This window comes from Burkholderia pyrrocinia (genome assembly GCF_003330765.1).
In the GTDB taxonomy this organism is placed as follows: domain Bacteria; phylum Pseudomonadota; class Gammaproteobacteria; order Burkholderiales; family Burkholderiaceae; genus Burkholderia; species Burkholderia pyrrocinia_B.
Genome location: NZ_CP024903.1, coordinates 1524754 through 1545733 on the forward strand (window position 1 = coordinate 1524754; position 20980 = coordinate 1545733).

Below are 20980 nucleotides of genomic sequence, written 5' to 3' on the forward strand. Positions count from 1 at the left end.
TCGACGGTTCATTCGGACCGGAGCGGCGACTCGTCCACCCGGACGATGCGCGCCCGCGCCATCGCCGCACAATGGTCGCCGTGCCCATTCCCGACGCCCGACCCCCATGGAATCTGCCGACCTCACGACCGCGTTCAGCCCGCTGCAGATCGGCCCGCTGACGCTGCGCAACCGCCTGATCAAGTCCGCAACCAACGAAGGCATGACGCCGAACGGCGTGCCGTCGCGCGCGCTCGTCCGCTTTCACGAGCGCATCGCCGAAGGCGGCGCCGCGCTGACGACCGTCGCGTACTGCGCAATCAGCGACGACGGCCGCACGTTCGTCGACCAGGCGCGGCTCGACGTGCCGACGGTCCGGCAATTCCGTGCGCTGACCGACGCCGTCCATCGCCACGGCGCGGCCGCATCCGCACAGATCACGCACGGCGGCTGCTTCACGTTCCTGCCGTCGCTGTCGACGAAACGGCCGTTGAGTGCGTCGGGCGGCTTCAACAAGGTTGGCGTGATGAGCGGTCGCTTCCTGAAGCAGGCGATGACACGCGACCAGATGTCGGCGATCGCCGACGAATTTGCGCAGGCGGCGCGTCATGCGCGCGACGCCGGCTTCGATGCGGTCGAGATCCACATGGGGCACGGCTATCTGCTGAGCCAGTTCCTGTCGCCGCTGTACAACCGCCGCCGTGATGCGTACGGCGGCGACGCGGCCCGCCGCGCGGCGTTTCCGGTCGAGGTGCTGCACCGCGTGCTCGATGCGGTGGGCCGCGATCTCGCCGTGGTCTGCAAGATCGGCGTGACCGAGGGTGTGCGCGGCGGCGGAACGGCCGACGACGCGTGCGAGATCGCGCGGCGGCTCGAAGCCGAAGGTGCGCACCTGCTCGTGCTGAGCGGCGGGATGAACGTCGAATCGGTGTGGCAGTTGTTCGGCAGCCCGCTGCCCGGCGACGCGCGCGCAAACGCCGACAACGCGATCGTGCGCACCGCGATGGCGCTGCAGAAGCTCACCGAGCCGAAGATGGGCGCGTTTCGCGAGATGTATTTCCTCGAGCACTCGAAGAAGGTGCGCGCGGCCGTCAGGATGCCGCTCGCCTACCTCGGCGGCGTGCGTTCGCGCGGGAACGTCGAGCTGGCGATGCACGAAGGTTTCGACGCGGTCGCGCTCGCACGGGCGCTCGTGTTCGAGCCCGGTTTCGTGAACGGGCTGCGCGACGGCCGGCTCGTGCAGTCGGGCTGCACGTCGTGCAACCGCTGCGTCGTGTCGATGTATACGCCGGGCGGCACGGCGTGCGTATTGCGCGAACCGAACGACCCCGCGCCGAACCGCGTGCCGGCCGCCGGCGCGTGAGGTTTGACGTGGGGCGAGTGACGCGGGCGCTCAGCCGGCGTCGCGCGCGCGGGCGAGCGCCGCGAGATTCCCTTCCCCGAACCCGTGGTGCCCCTTGCGCTGCACGATCTCGAAGAAGATCTCGCCGGGCCGGCGTTTGACGAAGGTCTGGAAGAACAGGCGGGGCACGCCGTCGCCGCCGATCTCGCCGTCGACCAGCACCGCGCGGCGGCGCAGCGCGTCGAGATCGACGCCGTGCCCCGGCAGCCGCGCATCGACGTCGTCGTAATAGCGTGCGGGCGGCTCGATGAATTCGACGCCGTTCGCGCGCAGCGCATCGACGCATGACAGGATGTCGTCGGTGGACAGTGCGACGTGCTGCACGCCCTCGCCCGGATGGTCGGGCAGATACGCATGCATCAGCTCGGTGCGCCGCGTGCCTTCCTCGTAGACCGGAATCCGCACCGCGCCGCACGGCGACACCATCACGCGCGATTCCTCCGACACATGCCAGTGCGCGTCGATTTCGTGGATCTCGCGAAAATGCAGCAGGTCGTGGTAGAAATCCAGCCACTCCTGCATGCGCCCCGCGCCGATGGTTTGCGTGAAATGGTCGACCTGCAGCAGGCCGGTGCCCACGCAATCGAGATCGGTGTGCGCGGTCGCAATGTCGATCGGCCGGAAATCGATGTCGAAGATCGAAATATCGCCGACGCCGCCGCGCTGGCCGTCCCGCCCGCGCCAGCGGTCGACGAAATAGAGGTGCGAATCGCCGATGCCCTGGATCGCCGGAATCTTCAGCTCGCCGACGCCGACCCGCTCGCCCTCGAACGCCCACGCGCCGAGCTCGATCGCCCGCTCGAACGCGCGGCGTGCGCTGGCCACGCGCAGCCCGATCGCGCAGACGCCCATCCCGTATTCCTCCGCATAGCGCGCGGCGAACGAATCGGGCTCGGCGTTGATCAGGAAATGCATCTGCCCTTGCCGGTACAGCGTGACGTTCTTGCTGACATGCCGCGCGATCGCCTTGAACCCGAGCTGCTCGAAGCGCTGCGCGAGCGCTTCCGGCACGGGCGCCGCGAATTCGACGAATTCGAGGCCGGCCATCCCGAGCGGATTGGCGGCCGGATCGGCGACGGGCGGCGTATCGCTGGGCAGGGGGTGGGAATTGCCGGGCATTCCAGTCTCCGGGGACATACGGTCGATGGGGATGGCGCCCGTTGCGTGCGGCAAGCCCGGCCGGTGTGGCGACCGGGCAACCGCCCCGAACGGGCGAGATTTCGATGCTGCAGATTTTAACCAGATCGTTCACGGCGGCACACCCTGGCCGAACGGGATATCGGCGCACCGCCTAGTGCAAACCCGGAAAGCGTTCGATAATCGCACGATCTTGAACGATAATCGCGCGCTTTATCCGATTGGCCAATTGCCGTCGTGCGGCGTGCGCCCTATTCTCCGTTCACTCATCGACTTCAATGCAGCATCGGACGCGGCGCCGCCACGATTCCATGATGCGCCGTGCCAGGAGACACCGCCATGACCCCATCCTTCGACACCCTCGACGCCGCCGCCGGCGCCCGCGTGCGCAGCCAGGCCCGCAAGGCCGCGATCGGCAGCTTCGTCGGCGCTGTCGTCGACTGGTACGACTTCCTGCTGTACGGGATCGTCGCCGCACTGGTATTCAATTCCGAGTTCTTCCCGAAAGTCAGCCCGACGATGGGCACGCTCGCGGCGTTCGCGACGTTCGGGGTCGGCTTCCTGTTCCGGCCGCTCGGCGGCGTCGTGTTCGGCCACTACGGCGACCGGCTCGGCCGCAAGCGGATGCTCGTGCTGACCGTGATGCTGATGGGGCTGTCGACGGTCGCGATCGGCCTGCTGCCGGCGTTCTCGACGATCGGCTGGTGGGCGCCCGTGCTGCTGGTGCTGATGCGCGCGGTCCAGGGTTTCGCGGTCGGCGGCGAATGGGGCGGCGCGGCGCTGATGGCCGTCGAGAGCGCGCCGAAGCAAAAGAAGGCGTTCTACAGCAGCGGCGTGCAGGTCGGCTACGGCGTCGGCCTCGTGCTGGCCACGGGCATCGTGTCGATCCTGAGCCACACGCTCGGCGAGGCCGCGTTCAAGTCGTGGGGCTGGCGCCTGCCGTTCGTGTTCAGCATCGTGCTGGTGCTGATCGGGCTGTGGGTACGCAAGAACATGGACGAGTCGCAAGAGTTCGTCGAGAAGGTCGAGCATGGCAACCACAAGCTCCGCCTGCCGGTGCTGGAAGCGCTGACGCGCCATCCGAAGGCGTTCCTGCTGATCATCGCGCTGCGGCTCGCCGAACTGTTCACGATGTATATCGTCACCGCGTTCGCGCTCAGCTATTCGACCACGAACCTCGGCATGTCGCGCGACCTGTTCCTGAACATCGGCCTGCTGGTCGGCGCGGTGAGCTGCGTGACGATCCCGTGCTTCGCATGGTTGGCCGACCGCTACGGCCTGCGCCGCATCTACCTGATCGGCGCGCTGATCGGCGTCGCGTCCGCGGTGCCGTTCTTCATCGCGCTGGAGGCGCGGTCGATCGCGTGGATCGTGATCTTCTCGATCCTGCTCGCGAACGCCGCGCACGACATGGTCGTGAGCGTCCAGCAGCCGCTCTTCACCGAGTTGTTCGGCGCCGAGTACCGCTATAGCGGCGCGGGCGTCGGCTACCAGTTCGCGAGTGTCGTCGGCGGCGGGTTCACGCCGTTCATCGCGGTCGGCCTCGTCAGCGTGGCCGGCGGCTCGTGGCACCTCGTCGCCAGCTATCTCGCGGTGGGCTGCCTGATCTCGCTGGTGGTCGCCGCGCGGATGCGGGCGGCGCAGTGACAGCCTGACCGGATGGCCGGCCCGACCCGCGGCCGGCCATTTCTCCACGCCGGCCGGCAGCTGGCCCGCTGCCTCGCAGGCGCGACGTCAAACACTGTCAGTTACGCACGCCGATCCCCCTTTTCCCCTTTGAACATTCCACGCCGCCCGCCGACCAATGGCATCATATGGGCCTACGTCAGTCACCGATACGCCCCCATATCATGTCGAATCTCATCGTCCACGGCGGCACTCCGCTGCGCGGGGACATCAAGCCGTCCGCGAACAAGAACGCCGTCCTGCCGATTCTGTGTGCCACCCTGTTGACCGATCAGCCGTTGCGCCTCGTCGGCGTGCCGGACATCACCGACGTACGCAAGATCCTCGACATCTTCCGCACGCTCGGTAGCGACGTGTCGGTCGATTTCACGACGGGCTTGCTCGAACTCCACCATCGCAACACGAAGTTCGATCCGGCCGTCCACCGGCTGCCCGAGGCGATGCGCTCGTCGATCATGCTGATTCCGCCGCTGCTCGCGCGCTTCGGCGTCGCGCGCCTCGAGAACGACGTGAAAGGCTGCACGCTCGGCGTGCGCGAGATCGATCCGCACGTCGAGGTGTTCGAGCGCTTCGGCGCGCACATCGAGCGCACGCCCGATTCGCTGATCGTCCGCGCCGACGGCCCGCTGACGGCCAACGATCACTGGCTCGACTACGCGTCGGTGACGACCACCGAGAACTTCGCGCTGTGCGCAACGACCGCGAGCGGCACGTCGACGCTGATGAACGCGGCGTCCGAGCCGCACGTGCAGGAGTTCTGCCAGTTCCTCGCGATGATCGGCGTCGCGATCGAGGGCATCGGCACGTCGCGGCTCTGCGTGACGGGCGGCGGCAAGCTCGGCGGCGGCGAGTTCCGCTTCGCCGAGGATTTTCACGAAATCGCGACGTTCCTCGCGCTCGGCGCGATCACCGGCGGCGACATCACGGTGCGCAACTCGTCGCCCGAGCACTTCCCGCTGATCGACCGCACGTTCGCGAAGTTCGGCGTGACCGTCACGCATCGCGATGGCTGGTCGCGCGCGGAACGCGACGGCCCGCTGCGCGTGCGCCGGCCGTTCACGCAGAACATCCTGACCAAGGTCGAAGCCGCGCCGTGGCCGTACCTGCCGGTCGACCTGCTGCCGATCTTCATCGCGCTCGGCGTGCGTGCGGAAGGCAGCGCGATGTTCTGGAACAAGGTCTACGACGGCGCGCTCGGCTGGTCCGGCGAACTGTCGAAGTTCGGCGCGCACGTGCTGCTGTCCGATCCGCACCGGCTGATCACGTTCGGCGGGCTGCAACTGACGCCGGCACGCGTCGAGAGCCCGTACATCATCCGCGTCGCGATCGCGCTGCTGATGGTGGCCGCGAGCATCGAAGGCCGCTCGGAAATCATGAACGCGCTGCCGATCCGCCGCGCGCATCCGCATTTCGTCGAGAACCTGCGCTCGGTCGGCGCGAACGTCGAGTGGACGAGCAGCGAGTAAGGCCGCTCCGGCGGGCGCGGCTCGCGTGACGTCGGCGCCGCGTCCGTCTCCCCCCTTCCTGGGCCGGCGCGTCGGCAGACAGCCCGGCAACCGGCGCATCTTGAAGGTGAAGGATCGCCGCTTCGCTTCCAGGCGTTACTCCCCTCCCCGCACTCGACGTCGCCCGCACTGATCCCGGCGCGCCGCCAGGGGGCCGCCGGTAGCGCGCCCGGAATTCTCGACGTTCAGGCAAACGGATTTCGCAGCACCGGGCCGCCATCCACGCGAAGGCCATCGTGCATGTCCTCGGTGTACAGGTAGTCGCAGCCCTCGTACGACGCGGCGGCAACGATGCACGCGTCATAGAAGGACAAGCCATGCCACTCCGCCAGCCTTCGCGTCGATTTGCGCGATAATCGCCCACTCCCGCGCGATCACCGCGCATGACGCCGCCGCGCCACGACGATGAAAAAGCCCGAACTCGACCGACGCGACTGGATTGCCGGCCTCGAAAAAGGCCTGATGATCCTGGAAGCATTCGACAGCCAGCATGCACGCATGACGCCCACGCAAGCCGCCGCGCGCACCGGCCTCACGCGCACGGCCGCGCGGCGCTACCTGCTGACGCTCGAATCGCTCGGCTACGTCTATACCGACGGCAAGCTGTACGGCCTCACGCCGCGCGTGCTGCGGGTCGGCTGGTCGTACTTCGATTCGGCGCGCCTGCCGCGCACGGTCCAGCCCTATCTGCAGCAACTGAGCGCGTCGCTGAACGAATCGGCGTATGTGAGCGTGCTCGACGGATGGGAGCTCGTGTTCATCGCGCGCAACGGCGTGTCGCGCGTGATGACGACCGGCTTCGTGCTCGGCGCGCGCGTGCCGGCGCCGCTCACGTCGCCGGGCGTCGTGCTGCTCGCCCATCATCCCGATCGCGAGGCCGTGCGCGCGTGGCTCGACGACACCGAACTGCCGCCGTTCACGCCGCACACGATCACCAACAAGGCGCGGCTGCTCGAACAGGTCGACCACGCGCGCGACGCGGGTTTCGCGGCGATCGAACAGCAATTGCAGGTCGGCGTGCGCGGGCTCGCGGTGCCGCTGAAGAACCGTCACGGTGAAGTGGTCGCCGCGCTGAGCACGAACATGCCGATCGGCACGGAGACGACCGACGCCGCCGTGCGGCGCGTGCTGCCGCACCTGCAGGAAACCGCGCTCGCGATGCTCAACGTGCTGTAGTGTCCCGCCGGCCCGGAACGGGCTCGACTACGCTTGCTGCACCGCTACATTGCTACGCGACGGATAACACCCTGCGCCGAAACCGGCGGTCCTCCCGCCGGGCGGTTTCCCGTCACCCGATCCGCCACCAGCGCGGCAACAAGTCCCGCACTTCCCGCCGCCGATAACGATCATCGATCAGATGCACGACACCTTCGTCGTGCTCGGTGCGGATCACCCGCCCGGCCGCCTGCACGACCTTCTGCAACCCCGGATACAGGTACATGTAGTCGTAGCCGTTGCCGAAGCGCGCGTCCATCGCGCGCCGCATCTGCTCGTTGACGTCGTTGACCTGCGGCAAGCCGAGCGTCGCGATGAATGCGCCGATCAGCCGCTCGCCGACCAGGTCCACGCCCTCCGAGAACGCGCCGCCCAGCACCGCGAAGCCGACGCCGCGCCCGCCCGCATCGAAGCGCGCGAGAAACGCGTCGCGCTCGCTTTCGGCCATGCCGGGCGCCTGCGCCCACACGGGCACGTCCGGATGGCGCGTCTGTATCAGCGCGACCACGCGCCCCAGGTAGTCGAAGCTGCTCAGGAACCCGAGGTAGTTGCCGGGCCGCGTCGCGTATTGCGCGGCGATCAGGTCCGCGATCGGTTCGAGCGATCGGTCGCGGTCGCGCCAGCGCGTCGACACGTGGCTCGCGACGCGCACCGTCAGTTGCTCGGCGCGGAACGGCCCGTCGACGTCGAGCCAGCCCGTATCGCCCGGCAACCCGAGCGTGTCGCGGTAGAAATTGAACGGGCTCAGCGTGCCCGAGAACAGCACGGTCGTGCGCGCGGCTTCGTAGCGTGGCGCAAGAAAGCCGGCCGGGATCACGTTGCGTACGCACAACGTCGACTGGACGTGGCGCCGGCGGCCGGCCGGCGCAACGCCGTCGAGCGCCGGCTGGCGCGGCATCGGTTCGCCGTGCAGCGTCGCATCGAAGATCGACGCGCTGTCGAACGCGTCGGCGAGCACGCCGAACTGGATCGCCTCGAAATGAAAACGCAGCAGCGCATCGCCGTTCGCGCGCGGCGCGTCGGTCAGGTGTTCGCCGATCGCCGCGACGAGGTTCTGCACGGCCGACACGATCGGGCCCGGAATCGCCGGGTACGCCGCATAGCGCTCGGCCTGCGCGCGATTGACCGTGCCCCACGCGCGGGCGAGCCGGTCGAACGCCTTGCGCAGCGCTGCGGGCGCGGCTTCGCGCGCGGCCGCGAACGCGAACGGATCGAGCGATGCGCTGTACATCTTGCGCGCGCGGTCGAGCAGGTTGTGCGCTTCGTCGACGAGCACGCCGACGCGCCACTGGTTCTGCTGCGCGAGCGTGTGCAGCATTGCGCTGCCGTCGTAGTAGTAGTTGTAGTCGCCGATCATCATGTCCGACCAGCGCGCGAGCTCCTGCGCGAGGTAGTACGGGCAGACGTCGTGCGCGAGCGCCGCCGCGCGCACCGTGTCGCGATCGAGCAGCCCGGCGCCGATTGCCGCGTCGCGCGCGGCCGGCAGCCGGTCGTAGAAACCTTGCGCGAGCGGGCACGAATCGCCGTGGCACGCGCTGTCCGGATGCTCGCACGCCTTGTCGCGCGCAACGAGTTCCAGCACGCGCAGCGGCAGCGCGGCCGTGCCAGCGCCGAGCGTCGTCGCTGCTTCGAGCGCGAGCGCGCGGCCGGGCGTTTTTGCGGTCAGGAAGAACACATGATCGAGCTCGCCCTCGCCGCATGCCTTCAGCAGCGGGAACACGGTGCCGAGCGTCTTGCCGATGCCGGTCGGCGCCTGCGCCATCAGGCAGTGCTCGTCGCGCGCCGCGCGATAGACGGCGACCGCCAGCTCGCGCTGGCCGCTGCGGAATTGCCCATGCGGAAACGCGAGCGCGCGCAGCGCCGCATCGCGCGCCGCACGATGGGCCGTCTCGCGCTCGGCCCAGCCGACGAAGCATGCGCATTGCTCGGCGAAGAACGCCGCGAGCGTGCTCGCGTCCAGCGTTTCCGTCAGCATGGTTTCGCGCTCGGACACGATGTCGAAATACACGAGCGCGACGTCGATTTCCGCGAGGCCGCGCGCGTCGCACATCAGGTGCGCATAGACCTTCGCCTGCGCCCAGTGCAATGCGCGGTGGTTGGCCGGCATCGCGTCGAGGCTGCCGCGGTAGGTCTTGATTTCCTCGAGGCGGTTCGCCACGGGGTCGTAGCCGTCCGCGCGGCCGCGCACGGTGAGCGTGCCCCACGTGCCCGTCAGCGCGATCTCGGTTTCGTAGCGCGCGCCGCGGTTCGACGTGACCGCGCCGTGGCCGGCGATGCCTTCGAGCGCGGTCGGCGCGGGCGTGAAGCGCAAGTCGAGATCGCCGCGCCGAGCGGTGAACTCGCACATCGCCCGCACCGCGACGACGTAGCTCATGCGGACAGCCCTGCCGCTTCGGCGTGCGCGACGCCCGCACCGGCCCACTCGACATCGACGACGCGCACCGGAATGCCGTGCGCGACGCAGTACGCGAGCCAGCGCGTCTGGTTGTCCTGCAGCCGGTCGCCGGGGCCTTTCACCTCGATCAGCTCGTAGCGGCGCTCGCCGGGCCAGAAACGGACGAGATCGGGCAGCCCCGAGCGGTTGCTGCGGATATCCGCGAGCAGGCGCGCGAACCACAGCCGCAAGTGCTCGGGCGGCAGGCACGCGAGCGCCTCGTCGAGCAGATCGTCGCTCAGCACCCCCCAGAACACGAACGGCGACTGCAACCCCGCCTTCGTCGCGAAATGCCGGCGGATCGTGTCGCGGTACGCGCCCGAATCGAGCTGCGCGAAGCACGCGGCGAACGCGTCCGCGCGGCGCGCGGCGAAATCGGGCGCGTGCAGGTCGGCCGGGCCGCGCTGGAACGGGTGGAAGAACGCGCCGGGCACGGCCGCGAACACGGGCTCCCAGCACAGCAGCCCGAACAGCGAATTGATCAGTGTGTTTTCGACGTAATGGACCGGCGAAGCCGGCTGCGCGAGATGGTCGCGCACCGCGAATTCGACGCTGACGAACGCGTCGGGACGCGTGATCACGAGCGTCTCGCGCGGCACGTCCGCCGCGGCGGACGCGCGTTCGACGCGCTGGCCGAGGCGGCGCTGCAGGCGCGGCAGCATGCGTTCGACGCGCTGGCGCTCCTCGTCGCTCTCAAAGCCGCCGCGCGCATCGAGCGCCAGCGCGAGCGCGTCGTCGTCGCGCCCGCAGCGCTCGAGCACGCGGATGCGCCGATGGCGGCTGCCGGGCCATGCGCTGCGCGCGTACGCATCGAGCGCGGCGGCCCAGTCGGCCCGACGCTCGCACGTCTGCCCGAGCGCGAACAGCAGCTTCGCACGACGCGTCGCGAGCCACGGCTGCGCGCAGCCCACCGCGTCGATCGCGCGCATCAGGTCGTCGAACGGCAGATCGTCGGGCCACGCGTCGAGCGCATCGCGGCACATGTGCAGCGCGAGATACGCGTCGACGTCGCCGCGCTGCTGGAACGCGCGCGACAACGGCGCGATCGGCACGCTTTCGTACTGGAACACACCGAGATCGGCGAGCACGAACTCGCTCCAGTCCTGATACAGATTGCCGAAGAACATCAGGCGCAACCGGTCGCACAGCGCGCCGACCGTCACGCGCAGTACACGGTCGCCGGCCTGCGCGCACCATGCGTCGAGCGGTTGCGCGACGTCGTGCCCGGGCCGCAGCCGGTCGAGCCATTCGGGCTTGCGCTCGCCCGCATGCGCGGAGAGCGACGGGAAGATGCGCAGCAGATCGGCCTTGGTCGACAGCGCGAACAGCTCGTCGAGCGTCAGTGCGGGCGCCGGATCGACCCAGCCGAGCTCGACGAGCGGCGCGGTCGCGTCGAGCGCGCAGCCGATTTCGTCGTACACGAGCTTGCTCGCGCGGAAGTCGGACCCGCTGCGCATCAGCATCCGCACGAGGAGCGCGCGCGACGCCTGCGGCAGCGTCGCGAAATGCCGGACGAACGCGTGCTCGTGCGCGTCGAACAAGTCGTCATAACGCTCGCCGAGCCAGGCCAGCGCGCGTTCGAAATTGGTCAGGTAGTAAAACGCCGGGGGCGTCGGCGAAGCAGGCGTCACGGGGATTGATCACTGTACGTTTGTACAGGTCGGAATCATATCAAATGTGACGGGAAATGCCGTACGCCGCATCTGCTTTCTGCTGCCCGGCCCCGGTCAGAACTGGTAATTCACCGACATGTCGAACACGCCGTTGGTCGACTGCTGCGTGATCGGGCTGCGCGCCGCGCGGCCGACGAGCTGCTCGATCGCGCCGTCCATCGTGACGAACCAGTGCTTGTTCACGAACCAGACCATCGTCACGCCCACGCCAGCCGACTTGATCCCCGCGCCCGACGAATAGGCCGGCAGCCCCGAGCGCGCGGCGGCGCCCTGGCTCACGCCGAACCAGCTGTTCATGTAGCGCGAGTCGGCGAACGACACGGTCGGCCCGGCGAACCAGAAGAAGTTTTCGTTGCTGCCCGGCATCGGCATGTACGCGGAGAAATCGCCGGTCCAGCCGTTCGAGCCGCCGATGCTGCGCCGGATATCCGCGCGCAGCACGAGCGGGAAGTCCTTCGAGATCACGTAATCGGCAGCCAGCTTCATGACGGGCGCCCCGTTGATGTTGTCGAGGCCGTTCAGGTGCTCGCGATCGTCGGCCGAGCGGCGCCCGAGGTCGTAACCGACCGACAGGCTCACGCGCCAGTTCGGCCCGCGCAGCACGTTCGCGCCCAGGCCCTCGCCCGTCGACAGGAAGAACAGGTCGCGATAGCGGATGTCGAGATTCGGGCCGCCCAGCACGCGATAGCGGTCGGAGCCCGCATAGCGCGGCTGCAGCGTCATCGCGGCGCCGACGCTGACCTGCCAGGTGGAGATGTTCGGATCGTACAGTTTCTCGAGCGGCACGCCCGCCGAGTATTGCCATTCGCCGAGCGGCGAAGGCGTCTGGGCCGACGCGTCGCGGGCGCCGGCCGCGGTGAGCGCCGCGCATGCCGACAGGCCGGATACGAGCCGGCGTGCGCCGGGTGACAGCAACGGGCGAGCAACAGTCATCGAGGCGGTCTCCGTCGGTTGCGCAAAACAAACCTGAGGGAAAGCGCGTCGCGCCTCTTTGGCTGCAGCGGCTGGCAGCCTGCGGCGCGAACGTAGCGTGCGCTGAATTAACGGACATCCTACGCGACGCGCGCGCAGACGCAAAGCGCCCGCTGCACGCGGGCACTTTGCCGCACTACGGAACGGATGGGCGAAGCGTTGCGGAATCAGAAACGCTCGACGTGATAGTCGCCGGCCAGCGCGGCCGGGCTGCGCGTCGACATCATCCGCGAGAAGCCGTCGGCGAGCCGTCCGAGCGCAAGCTGTTTCTGGCTGGCGTCCCAGTGCGTATAGGTGTCGTATGCAGCATCGTCGAACGACACGGTGACGGCGACCGGGCGGCCGCTGGCGCGAAAGCCGATCTGCAGCACGCCGCCCGGCAATTCCTCGATGTGATAGCGCAGCGAGCGCGATTCGAAATAGCGGCCCAGCACCTGAGCGATCGCGCGCTTGTCTGGCGATTGCACGTGAATGTCCACGAGGGTCCTCCTTTCAGTGTTCGCGTGGCCAGTTGCGGCGCACCGCTTCCGCCCGGCATCCGAATCGGCGGCGGGTGCGACGGCGGGTCACCCTGCGGCAGCCCGTCGGGCACCGGCGGATCGACGGGATCGTCGTGTTCGGGCGGCGTCGGGTCCGGGTCGACGTCGGGCGTCGGTTCGGGGCGGTGCAGCGTGGATGGCGTTTTCATGTCACTCCTGCGCGCGGCGCGCGCATCTCGATGGCGCTGCGACCGCGCGCAAGCGGCATACCCGCAACCGGACAATGCACGTTGCCCGATCCGCGCGGACGCTGTGCGGTCAGTCGTCGTAGGCCGCCATCACCAGCCACATCGTCCGTCCGTCCGTAGTCAGCCGCACCGCGAGCGCGAACGGATCGGACGGCGCGCATTGCGCGACGAGCGCCTGCTGCGCACGCTCGGGGCCGTCGTAGACGGTGTCGTTCAGTTCGCGCACCTCGTCCTTGCCGTCGAACATGCGCCGCTCGGGCCGATAGACCAGCGATTCATGCTTCCATGTGTCGAAACGCTCGCGCACGTGGCCGAAATCGCCACCGCATACGTTCGCGTCGTAACGTATCCTTTCCTTGGATGCAGTCATCACGGTGCCCTCTCGTCCACGCCGACGGCGCGCCGCTCATGCGCCGCGCACCCGTCCGGTTTCCCCGGCGCGCAAGCGTCGTGCCGTCGGCACCGCATAGGCATGGCGCTTGCGCCTGCATCAACGACCAAGGAGGTTCGACCATGACCGCTCACATTACCGGCCGCCACGATGCCGTGTCACCGGCTGCCGGACTGCTCTGGCTCTCCACGTCGCGCCCGCCGTCCAAAGACAAGACGGAGGAGCGCATCGACGAAGGGCTCGAGGAGACGTTTCCGGCCAGCGACCCGCCCGCCGTCGGCGGCGCGACCCGCATCGACCCTGCCAAGCCGTCCGGCAAGCACGAACGTCGCGCGCCGCACGTCCCTTCCCCGCCCCGCGATCACGGCTGACGGCGGCACCCGGCGCGCGGCGGCGCATCGCGCGCCGGGGTAATCAGGAGTGATCTGATGAAACTCATTGAACGCAGATGGCATGAAATCAGCGGCGCCGCCGGCGTCGCTGCGCTGGCGGCAATCGAGAGCGCAGTCGTGCTGGCGATCGTCGCGATGACGGGCATCGGCCACTGACATCCCGCACGGCCCGTCCGCGGCAGCCGCCGTGGAAGATATACAAGCGGGCTGGCAAATTTCTCCGTCGCCCGGCCATCGAGGCCCGGCGTGCGCGGCTCGCGCGCGGCACGCCATCTGCTCCCGAATCGTCTGGCTCACGAAGGAGGCGTTCATGTATCGCGTCAACGAAATCATGTCGCGCGACGTGGTGTGCGTCGCGCCGACCGACACGATTCGCCATGCGGCCGAACTGATGCAGCGCTTCGATATCGGTGTGCTGCCCGTTTGCGACGGCACCGAACTCGTCGCGATCGTGACCGATCGAGACCTTGCGGTGCGGGCGCTGTCGCACGGCCATTCGTTCGATACGCCCGTACAGGCGGTTGCGTCCACGCCAGTGCAGTGGTGCGTCGAAGACGACGGCGTCGGCGACGTCCAGCAGCGAATGGCCGACGTGCAGTTGCATCGATTGCCGGTGCTCGACCGCAACCTGCGGCTGGTCGGCATCGTGTCGCTCGGCGACATCGCGACGCGCGCGGGCGGCCCCGAGCGCGACGAGCTGGCCAATACGCTCGAGGACGTGTCGCTGCCGCGCCGGCGCTGACCGGCGCCCGCTCATTCCGCGTGGCCCGCCCGGGTGCCGCTTCGACCAGGAGGTTTTCGATGAGAACGGACAGACCGTCGCGCGACGAGGCGCGCATTGTCGGCGGCAATCGCCGCGCGGCCGGCCGCGGGCCGGGGCCCGACGTGATGGCCGCCCGCACGCTCGAAGGCGATCGCGTGCTGACGATGGACGGCGACGATATCGGCAAGATCGCGGACATCATGCTCGACGTGCGTTCCGGACGGATCGCGTATGCGGTGGTCGCGTCGGACGGTGTGCCCGGGATCGGCGACAAGCTGCTCGCGGTGCCGTGGAACGTGCTCGCGCTCGACGTCGAGCGCAAATGTTTCGTGCTGCCCGTTGCCACCGAACATGTGCGCGAAGCGCCCGGCTTCGACAGAAACCGCTGGCCGGCGATGGCCGATCCGGCGTGGGCCGAGGCACTGCATGCGTACTACGGCAGTTCGCCGTACTGGCTGATCGAGGAAGGCGAAACGGCGCTCGACTCGCCGCCGTACGAGGCGTCGCCGGGCGGCCCCGAAGACGGCAAGCGGCAGCGTTGAAACCGGCCTCGCTTCAACGCCGTTCAGTGCGCGGCCGCCACCGTCTGCGCGAGTTTCCGTGCGGCGGCCAGATGCGCGTTCAGCGTCTTCAGCGTACTGGCCGCGAATGCGCGAAGCTGCGGGTCGCGGCCGGCACGCGCCTCGGCTTCGTAGATCCGGATCGCCGCCTCCAGCGCGCGCGGGCCCGCCAGCGCGACATAGGCCGTGTCGAACGCATGGCCCTCCCTGGTTCGCAACGTTGTCACCTCCGGATCGACGAGCATCCGCGCCTGGACCGGTACACCCTTTTGCACGCCAAGCCGCTGCAATTCGCCGGTGATGCGGCCGTGATCGTCGACCATCCGGCGCGCGAACGCCTTCACGTCCGGGTTCGACGAGCGGTCGAGCGCGAGCTGGCTTGCCTGCCGTTCCACCTTGCCGATCATCCCGGCCTTGTCGACGAACTCGGCGTCGATGCCGGTCGGACGCTGCGTCATGCCGGCTTCGTCGGCGGTCGGGCCGGGGCGGACGACGCCCGGCTCGACCTGCACCGACGAAGCGGGCGGCGTCTGGGCATGCGAGAACGCGAGCGCCAATGCGCCGGCAGTGGCGGCCAGCGTGAATGCCGCTGGCCGGTGACCGTCCCGGTTCATATGATTCGTTTTCATCCGGACCTCCGGGTCTGGCGACGGAGCGGGCCCGCGCTTGCCCGTGCATCACGTTACTTCCAGCGGATCTGCAGCCCGTCGCGCACTCACGCCGTCGATGTCGTGCGCGACGCGGATCGCCGTCGCGCGCGTTGCCGTTCGTCGGGCAACGCTGCCCGTCAGTTCGGCCACGCGGTGGTGAACCTGCACGTCGATGTCGCCGGGCGCCCGCGGCTACCGGTCGCGTCCTTTCCCGCCATGCGCATCATCCGGCGCGACGTCGACGATCACGCTCGCCAGCGTCGGCATGTCGACCGGCTTGCACAGATACGCGTCGAAGCCGGCGGCCAGCACGCGGTGCCGGTCGGCCTTGCCGGCGTGCGCCGTGACCGCGACGACGGGCAGGTGCCCGCCGCCGCTCGGCAAATGCCGGATGCGGTCGAGCAGCCAGAAACCGTCGCCGTCGGGCATCGCGAGATCCGACAGCACGACGCTCGGCGGATGTCGTTCCACCGCGTCGAGCGCGTCGTGCCCCGACTGCGCGGTCGACACCTGCGCGCCCATCGTTTCGAGCGCCGCGGCGAGGCTCGCGCGCGACGTTGCGTCATCGTCGACGACCAGCACGCGCTGGCCGCCGAGCGCGACCGCGGCAGCCGGGCCCGTCGAGCGCGTCAGGTCCTCGGCCGGATCGTCGGCGTCCCAGCCGGCCGGCAGCATGACTGTCACGGTCGTCCCGCGTCCGGCGCCCGCGCTCGTCGCGACGACTTCGCCGCCGTGCAGTCGCGCGATGTCGCGCACGATCGACAGGCCGAGCCCGAGGCCGCGCTTCGGCGACGCGAACGCAACCTCGGGCCGGCTGAACGTCTCGAACAGGTGCGGCAGGTATTCCGGCGCAATGCCTTGCCCCGTATCGGCCACCGACAGCCGCACGCGTTCGCCCGCACGGGTCAGCGACACGTCGATGCGGCCGCCCGGCGGCGTGAACTTGATCGCGTTCGACAGCAGGTTCGACAGGACCTGGCGCAGGCGTTCGCCGTCCGCTGGAATCACGCAGGTCGGCATCGCGTATGCAGTCGACAGCACGAGCCCGTTCGCCTGCGCCGTCGCGTCGAGTTCACGCGTGGCGTCGCGCACGACCCGCACGAGATCGACCGGCATGCGTTCGAGGCGCAGCCGGCCCGTCGCGAGCGACGACGCGTCGAGCAGGTCGCCGACCATGCGCGACAGCGACCGCGCGCTGCGATCGATCGCGTCGATCGCCTGTTGCGCGAAGCCCTGCCCGTCGACGTTGCGCAGCACCTCGACCCAGCCGTAGATCACGTTCAGCGGCGTGCGCAGTTCGTGCGACACCGTGGCCAGCAACTCGTCCTTCAACCGATTCGACGTGTCGGCCTGCACGCGTGCGTCGCGCGCGCCGCGCAGCGAGCGCAGGTTGCGCCGCTCGCCGAGGCGGCGTTCGCGCGCTTCGCGCAGCGTGATCGACAGGCCCGTGCAGTTGCCCTGGGCATCGACGATCGGCGATGCGGCAAAGGTCGCAGGAAAACGGCCGCCGTCGCGGCGCACGCACAGCACGTCGAGCGGCCCGGCCGGCGCGCGCAGGTGCGCGAACGATGCGGGCACCGGATGCCGCCGCAACCAGCGCGGCGCAATCATCGCGGCGACGTCACGGCCGGTCGCCTGCGCCGCGTCGATCCCGAAGATCCGTCGCGCGGCCGGGTTCCAGCTCGTGATCCGCCGGGCGGCATCGACCCCGACGATCGCATCGGGCGAAGCGTCGACCACACGGCGCAGCAGGCCGTCGTCAGGCGCGCGCGCGGCGGGCGCAGGCTCGCGAGGCGGCGAGCGAGCGTCAGCGTCGTCATCGATTTCGCGCAGACGGTCGTTCGCGAGCAGCGGTTTCACGGCCATCACGAGCACGCACTCGACGAAGCTGATCGCGACGAACGCGCCGGCCTGCGCGAGCAGCGTGGCCAGCGGCGCATCGCGCCACCACAGCGTGCCGATCACGGCCACGCTCGCGGCGGTCGCGGCCAGGCCGCCGCCGAACGACGTCAGCCATGCGGCAGCCGCAACGCCTGCATAGAAAGGCAGCGGTGCAAATGGCGCGTGCTCGCCGACGACGCGAATCGCCCACGCCTGCAGCGCGGACGCCAGCCCGACGGCCAGCACGACCCATGCACCCTGCCGTAACAGTTCACGGGTCAGGGTCTTCATTGCATCCTTGCATCGCGCCGGCTCCCGTCACGCGGCGTCGTGCCGCTTTTCGGCCATCCGGCATGCCGTCGAGCGCGCCGGGCGAGCGTGGTGGTGTACGCAAACGGCATGCCCGATGCGGGCGGAGGATGGCCTGGCGGCGCGTCGTGCCGGCTGTCTATCGGGGATGCGGGGCTGCGGGGCTGCAGCCGATCCGGTGCCGGTCGATGTCGCCGGCCGCTTCGGCGGAATGCGGTCGCAACCGGCTTTTTCATCGGGTTTCTGTAAAAAAGCACCGGTACGACCCTGGATGGCGCAACCGTTCCGCCAGCGCGCGAAAAGACCGATGGACGGATTCTTCCGCCCATGCCGCGCACATTGGAAATTTCTATTCAGCGGCACCTTCCTGGCCGTTTCGCTGTCCATGATAAATATTGCAATGAACGGAACGTGTGATGCCGATTTTCAAAACGGTCCGCTAACGCCGATGAGTGAACCCGCAAACCGGCAGAAGCAGCGCGCAGACGGTCGCCGGCTGTCCGGCCGGTCCTCCGCAATGCGCACACTGCTCGGTCGCATCGAGAAAATCGCTCCGACCCGCGCCTGCGTGATGATTGCCGGCGAAAGCGGGGTCGGCAAGGATATCGTCGCGCGCCGGCTGCACGATCTCAGTGCACGGCGGGACGGCCCGTTCGTGCCCGTGAACTGCGGCGCGATTCCGCCCGACATCGCCGAATCGCAACTGTTCGGGCACGAGAAAGGTAGTTTCACCGGCGCGATCGCGCAACGGGAAGGCTTCTTCGAAGCCGCGCGCGGCGGCACGCTGCTGCTCGACGAGATCGCGGAAATGCCCGCGTCGCTGCAGGTGAAGCTGCTGCGGGCGATCGAGTCGAATGCGATCGTGCGGGTGGGCGGCGCCGAGCCGATTCCGCTCGACGTGCGCATCGTGTCGGCCACGCGCCACAACCCGGCCGAAGCCGTGCGCGACGGCCGGCTGCGCGAGGACCTGTTCTACCGCCTCGCCGCGTTCGCGCTGTACGTGCCGCCGCTGCGCCAGCGCGACGGCGATGTCGAGACGATCGCGCAGGAATTCGTCGACACGCTCAATGCGCGGCACCGCTCGCACAAGCGGCTGACCGACGCGGCAATCGCGGCGCTGCGCGCGTATTCGTGGCCCGGCAACGTGCGCGAGCTGCACAACACGATCGAGCGTGCGTACATCCTGTCGGACGAAGGCATCGACGTCGCGCTGCCGAAGCAGGCGATGCCGCCCGACCGCACGTCGGAGAACGCGATGGCGCTGCCGCTCGGCGCGACGCTGCACCATGCCCAGCAGCGCTTCATCGCGGCGACGCTGCGCTACTTCGACGGCAACAAGCCGCTCGCCGCGAAGGCGCTCGGGATCAGCCTGAAGACGCTCTACAACCGGCTCGCGCTGATGCGCGACAGCGGCCGCTCGTAAGCGGCGCGGCCGCGCATCCCGCCGTCCGCCGTCACGCGACCTTGAACCGCCCGACCGTCGTCGCCAGCGCGTTCGCCTGCGACTGCAGCGCGGTCGCGGCGGCGGTCGACTGTTCGACGAGCGCCGCGTTCTGCTGCACCATTTCGTCGAGCTGCGTGACCGCGCGATTCACTTCCTGGATGCCGCGCGTCTGCTCGTTCGCGGCGTGCGTGATCTCGGAGATGATCGTCGTCACGTTCGACACGTTGGAGACGATCTCGCGCATCGTGTCGCCGGCCTGGCGCACCTGCCCGGACCCGGCCGACACGCTCGCGACCGTCGATTCGACCAGCACCTTCACTTCGCGCGCGGCCTGCGCGCTGCGTTGCGCGAGGCTGCGCACTTCCTGCGCGACGACCGCGAAGCCGCGGCCCTGCTCGCCCGCGCGCGCCGCTTCGACGGCAGCGTTCAGCGCGAGGATGTTGGTCTGGAACGCGATCCCGTCGATCACGCCGATGATGTCGCCGATCCGGCCCGACGCTTCCTCGATCTTTTCCATTGTCGCGACGACGTCCGACACCACCACGCCGCCGTGCGACGCGATCCGCGACGCGGCCGCCGCGCGTTCGTCGGCCTGGCCGGCCGCCGCCGCCGACTGGCCGACGGTCGCCGTGATCTCTTCCATCGATGCGGCCGTTTCCTCGAGGCTCGCCGCCGCTGATTCGGTGCGCGACGACAGGTCCTGGTTGCCCGCCGCGATCTCGTTGGCGGCCGTGCGCACCGATTCGCTCGCGTCGCGAATCTGGCGCATCACGTCGTTCAGCTTGTCGACGAAGCTGTTGAACGAGCGCGCGATGTCGGCGACTTCGTCGCGGCCGTCGGCCGGCAGGCGCTGCGTCAGGTCGCCGGCACCCGAGCCGATCGCGGCCATCGCCTGGCGCACCTGCGACAGGCGGCGGAACGCGGTCGCGGTGATCGCGCCAATGATCAGCGACGCGACGCCGACGATCACGACCAGCGTGATCAGCGACGCGGTCAGCAGCGAGCGCATCCCGGCCGTCGCCTCGGTCTTGTCGAGCAGCACCATCGCGTACCAGTCGGTGCCCGGCACGGGCCGCGCGCGCACCAGCTTCGCGTCGCCGCCGACGCTCACTTCGACGGGCGCGTTCGCGGCCGCGACCGACGCGGCGCTCATCGCGCCGAGCTCGGGCGACACGTCGGCAACCGGCTTCAGCGTGAGCTTCGGGTCCGGATGCGCGACGACGTGGCCGCTGCTGTCGATCAACATCCCGAAGCTCGCCGGCGTCGGGCGGATCGACTTCACGTTGGCGATCACGCTGTCCATCGCGACATCCGCGGCGACGACGCCCTTCAGCGCGCCGTCGCGCAGGATCGGCACCGCGAACGTGACGACCAGGTTGCCCGTGCCGGCATCGACGTAAGGCGGCGTGACGACCGGCTTGCCGGCCTGCGCGGCCTGCTTGTACCACGGGCGACCGGTCGGATCGTAGTCGGGCGGGATGCCGGTCGGGTCGGAGAAGCGGAACGCCTTGTCGGCGTAGCCCGCGTAGACGTTCGTGAAGCCGCCGGCCGTGGCCATCTGCTTGAACACCGGCAGCGGATCGGGTGACAGCGCGGCATCCTGCAGCGACGCGATCATCCGGCTCCGGGTGGCGACCCAGTCGGCGATCCCGACCACGTGGCCGCTCGCGACGGAGGTCAGGTTGCGGTCGATCGCGTCGTCGTTGTACGCGTGCGCGATGAGGTAATTGATCAGCGTGGTGGCGACGAGCGCGAATACGACAATGGCGACGCACGCGGCAAGGATGCGGGCGCGGATGGACGAGAACATGGCAACGACTCGGTAAGGGAGCGCGAACGCCCGGTGGACGATTCACCGGG

Annotated in this window: 18 protein-coding genes; 8 read left to right on the forward strand and 10 right to left on the reverse strand. The window is 69.2% G+C overall.

Translation table 11 applies throughout. The annotated features are described in order from the left end of the window. Nucleotides 1–106 precede the first annotated feature (106 nt). Nucleotides 107–1342, forward strand: coding sequence for an NADH:flavin oxidoreductase (locus CUJ89_RS24435; RefSeq protein ID WP_114179965.1), 1236 nt, complete (start codon nucleotides 107–109; stop codon nucleotides 1340–1342). A 30-nt stretch (nucleotides 1343–1372) separates the two neighbouring features. Here the strand turns inward: CUJ89_RS24435 and CUJ89_RS24440 are convergent, their stop codons facing one another. Further along, on the reverse strand, nucleotides 1373–2500 hold the full coding sequence (locus CUJ89_RS24440) for a 4-hydroxyphenylpyruvate dioxygenase family protein (protein ID WP_114179966.1): 1128 nt from the start codon (nucleotides 2498–2500) through the stop codon (nucleotides 1373–1375). Between the two features lie 357 nt (nucleotides 2501–2857). Here CUJ89_RS24440 and shiA point away from each other — a divergent pair, with 357 nt between their 5' ends. Both shiA and CUJ89_RS24455 read left to right on the forward strand, forming a co-directional pair. Beyond that, nucleotides 2858–4165: a shikimate transporter gene (gene shiA, locus CUJ89_RS24450; RefSeq protein ID WP_114179967.1), complete on the forward strand. Its 1308-nt coding sequence runs from the start codon at nucleotides 2858–2860 to the stop codon at nucleotides 4163–4165. A gap of 203 nt (nucleotides 4166–4368) precedes the next feature. Then, a complete protein-coding gene (locus tag CUJ89_RS24455; protein WP_114179968.1) occupies nucleotides 4369–5670 on the forward strand; it encodes a UDP-N-acetylglucosamine 1-carboxyvinyltransferase in 1302 nt (433 codons plus the stop codon). 224 nt (nucleotides 5671–5894) lie between these two features. Here the strand turns inward: CUJ89_RS24455 and CUJ89_RS24460 are convergent, their stop codons facing one another. After that, a complete protein-coding gene (locus tag CUJ89_RS24460; protein ID WP_415859058.1) occupies nucleotides 5895–6023 on the reverse strand; it encodes a hypothetical protein in 129 nt (42 codons plus the stop codon). Between the two features lie 91 nt (nucleotides 6024–6114). Here CUJ89_RS24460 and CUJ89_RS24465 point away from each other — a divergent pair, with 91 nt between their 5' ends. Continuing rightward, on the forward strand, nucleotides 6115–6885 hold the full coding sequence (locus CUJ89_RS24465) for an IclR family transcriptional regulator domain-containing protein (protein ID WP_114179969.1): 771 nt from the start codon (nucleotides 6115–6117) through the stop codon (nucleotides 6883–6885). 112 nt (nucleotides 6886–6997) lie between these two features. Here the strand turns inward: CUJ89_RS24465 and CUJ89_RS24470 are convergent, their stop codons facing one another. The 5 genes from CUJ89_RS24470 to CUJ89_RS24490 all read right to left on the reverse strand — a co-directional run bounded on the left by CUJ89_RS24470 (nucleotide 6998) and on the right by CUJ89_RS24490 (nucleotide 13100). Next, nucleotides 6998–9298 carry an ATP-dependent DNA helicase gene (locus CUJ89_RS24470; protein ID WP_114179970.1) on the reverse strand — a complete coding sequence of 767 codons (2301 nt, stop codon included), beginning with the start codon at nucleotides 9296–9298 and terminating at the stop codon, nucleotides 6998–7000. Further along, a complete protein-coding gene (locus CUJ89_RS24475) occupies nucleotides 9295–10989 on the reverse strand; it encodes a VRR-NUC domain-containing protein (protein ID WP_114179971.1) in 1695 nt (564 codons plus the stop codon). The genes CUJ89_RS24470 and CUJ89_RS24475 overlap by 4 nt, the downstream gene beginning before the upstream one ends. A gap of 96 nt (nucleotides 10990–11085) precedes the next feature. Then, nucleotides 11086–11964, reverse strand: coding sequence for a MipA/OmpV family protein (locus CUJ89_RS24480; protein WP_114179972.1), 879 nt, complete (start codon nucleotides 11962–11964; stop codon nucleotides 11086–11088). 206 nt (nucleotides 11965–12170) lie between these two features. Continuing rightward, nucleotides 12171–12482 (reverse strand): hypothetical protein, encoded by a 312-nt coding sequence (locus CUJ89_RS24485; RefSeq protein WP_041492268.1) that lies wholly within the window; start codon nucleotides 12480–12482, stop codon nucleotides 12171–12173. Nucleotides 12483–12800: 318 nt separating this feature from the next. Continuing rightward, nucleotides 12801–13100 carry a hypothetical protein gene (locus CUJ89_RS24490; RefSeq protein ID WP_114179973.1) on the reverse strand — a complete coding sequence of 100 codons (300 nt, stop codon included), beginning with the start codon at nucleotides 13098–13100 and terminating at the stop codon, nucleotides 12801–12803. A 143-nt stretch (nucleotides 13101–13243) separates the two neighbouring features. On the opposite strand from CUJ89_RS24490, the gene CUJ89_RS24495 reads away from it, so the two are divergent. From CUJ89_RS24495 to CUJ89_RS24505, 3 genes are all read left to right on the forward strand, one after another. After that, complete coding sequence (locus CUJ89_RS24495; protein WP_114179974.1) at nucleotides 13244–13492, forward strand: hypothetical protein; 249 nt, start codon at nucleotides 13244–13246, stop codon at nucleotides 13490–13492. Between the two features lie 331 nt (nucleotides 13493–13823). Beyond that, entirely contained in the window at nucleotides 13824–14255 is a 432-nt protein-coding gene (locus CUJ89_RS24500; RefSeq protein WP_114179975.1) for a CBS domain-containing protein, read from the forward strand. 59 nt (nucleotides 14256–14314) lie between these two features. Then, the gene (locus CUJ89_RS24505; protein WP_114179976.1) at nucleotides 14315–14818 is read left to right on the forward strand and encodes a PRC-barrel domain-containing protein; all 504 of its coding nucleotides are present in this window, start codon (nucleotides 14315–14317) and stop codon (nucleotides 14816–14818) included. A 23-nt stretch (nucleotides 14819–14841) separates the two neighbouring features. Here the strand turns inward: CUJ89_RS24505 and CUJ89_RS24510 are convergent, their stop codons facing one another. Next, nucleotides 14842–15465 carry a DUF4142 domain-containing protein gene (locus tag CUJ89_RS24510; RefSeq protein WP_114179977.1) on the reverse strand — a complete coding sequence of 208 codons (624 nt, stop codon included), beginning with the start codon at nucleotides 15463–15465 and terminating at the stop codon, nucleotides 14842–14844. 213 nt (nucleotides 15466–15678) lie between these two features. Next, nucleotides 15679–17658, reverse strand: coding sequence for an ATP-binding protein (locus tag CUJ89_RS24520; protein WP_114179978.1), 1980 nt, complete (start codon nucleotides 17656–17658; stop codon nucleotides 15679–15681). A gap of 403 nt (nucleotides 17659–18061) precedes the next feature. Between CUJ89_RS24520 and CUJ89_RS24525 the strand changes: the two genes are divergently transcribed. Continuing rightward, the gene (locus CUJ89_RS24525) at nucleotides 18062–19099 is read left to right on the forward strand and encodes a sigma-54 interaction domain-containing protein (RefSeq protein WP_114179979.1); all 1038 of its coding nucleotides are present in this window, start codon (nucleotides 18062–18064) and stop codon (nucleotides 19097–19099) included. A gap of 31 nt (nucleotides 19100–19130) precedes the next feature. On the opposite strand, the gene CUJ89_RS24530 is transcribed toward CUJ89_RS24525, so the two are convergent. Continuing rightward, nucleotides 19131–20930, reverse strand: a complete 1800-nt coding sequence (locus CUJ89_RS24530; RefSeq protein WP_114179980.1) for a methyl-accepting chemotaxis protein — start codon at nucleotides 20928–20930, stop codon at nucleotides 19131–19133. Nucleotides 20931–20980 lie beyond the last annotated feature (50 nt).

Excerpts from the sequence above, each read along its gene's own strand:
- CUJ89_RS24500 (WP_114179975.1), top strand. The coding sequence starts at position 13,824 with ATGTATCGCGTCAACGAAATCATGTCGCGCGACGTGGTGTGCGTCGCG.
- CUJ89_RS24455 (WP_114179968.1), top strand. The coding sequence starts at position 4,369 with ATGTCGAATCTCATCGTCCACGGCGGCACTCCGCTGCGCGGGGACATC.
- CUJ89_RS24530 (WP_114179980.1), bottom strand. The coding sequence starts at position 20,930 with ATGTTCTCGTCCATCCGCGCCCGCATCCTTGCCGCGTGCGTCGCCATT.
- CUJ89_RS24525 (WP_114179979.1), top strand. The coding sequence starts at position 18,062 with ATGATAAATATTGCAATGAACGGAACGTGTGATGCCGATTTTCAAAAC.
- CUJ89_RS24520 (WP_114179978.1), bottom strand. The coding sequence starts at position 17,658 with ATGAAGACCCTGACCCGTGAACTGTTACGGCAGGGTGCATGGGTCGTG.
- CUJ89_RS24490 (WP_114179973.1), bottom strand. The coding sequence starts at position 13,100 with ATGACTGCATCCAAGGAAAGGATACGTTACGACGCGAACGTATGCGGT.
- CUJ89_RS24470 (WP_114179970.1), bottom strand. The coding sequence starts at position 9,298 with ATGAGCTACGTCGTCGCGGTGCGGGCGATGTGCGAGTTCACCGCTCGG.
- CUJ89_RS24465 (WP_114179969.1), top strand. The coding sequence starts at position 6,115 with ATGAAAAAGCCCGAACTCGACCGACGCGACTGGATTGCCGGCCTCGAA.
- shiA (WP_114179967.1), top strand. The coding sequence starts at position 2,858 with ATGACCCCATCCTTCGACACCCTCGACGCCGCCGCCGGCGCCCGCGTG.
- CUJ89_RS24495 (WP_114179974.1), top strand. The coding sequence starts at position 13,244 with ATGACCGCTCACATTACCGGCCGCCACGATGCCGTGTCACCGGCTGCC.
- CUJ89_RS24505 (WP_114179976.1), top strand. The coding sequence starts at position 14,315 with ATGAGAACGGACAGACCGTCGCGCGACGAGGCGCGCATTGTCGGCGGC.
- CUJ89_RS24510 (WP_114179977.1), bottom strand. The coding sequence starts at position 15,465 with ATGAAAACGAATCATATGAACCGGGACGGTCACCGGCCAGCGGCATTC.
- CUJ89_RS24480 (WP_114179972.1), bottom strand. The coding sequence starts at position 11,964 with ATGACTGTTGCTCGCCCGTTGCTGTCACCCGGCGCACGCCGGCTCGTA.
- CUJ89_RS24435 (WP_114179965.1), top strand. The coding sequence starts at position 107 with ATGGAATCTGCCGACCTCACGACCGCGTTCAGCCCGCTGCAGATCGGC.
- CUJ89_RS24440 (WP_114179966.1), bottom strand. The coding sequence starts at position 2,500 with ATGCCCGGCAATTCCCACCCCCTGCCCAGCGATACGCCGCCCGTCGCC.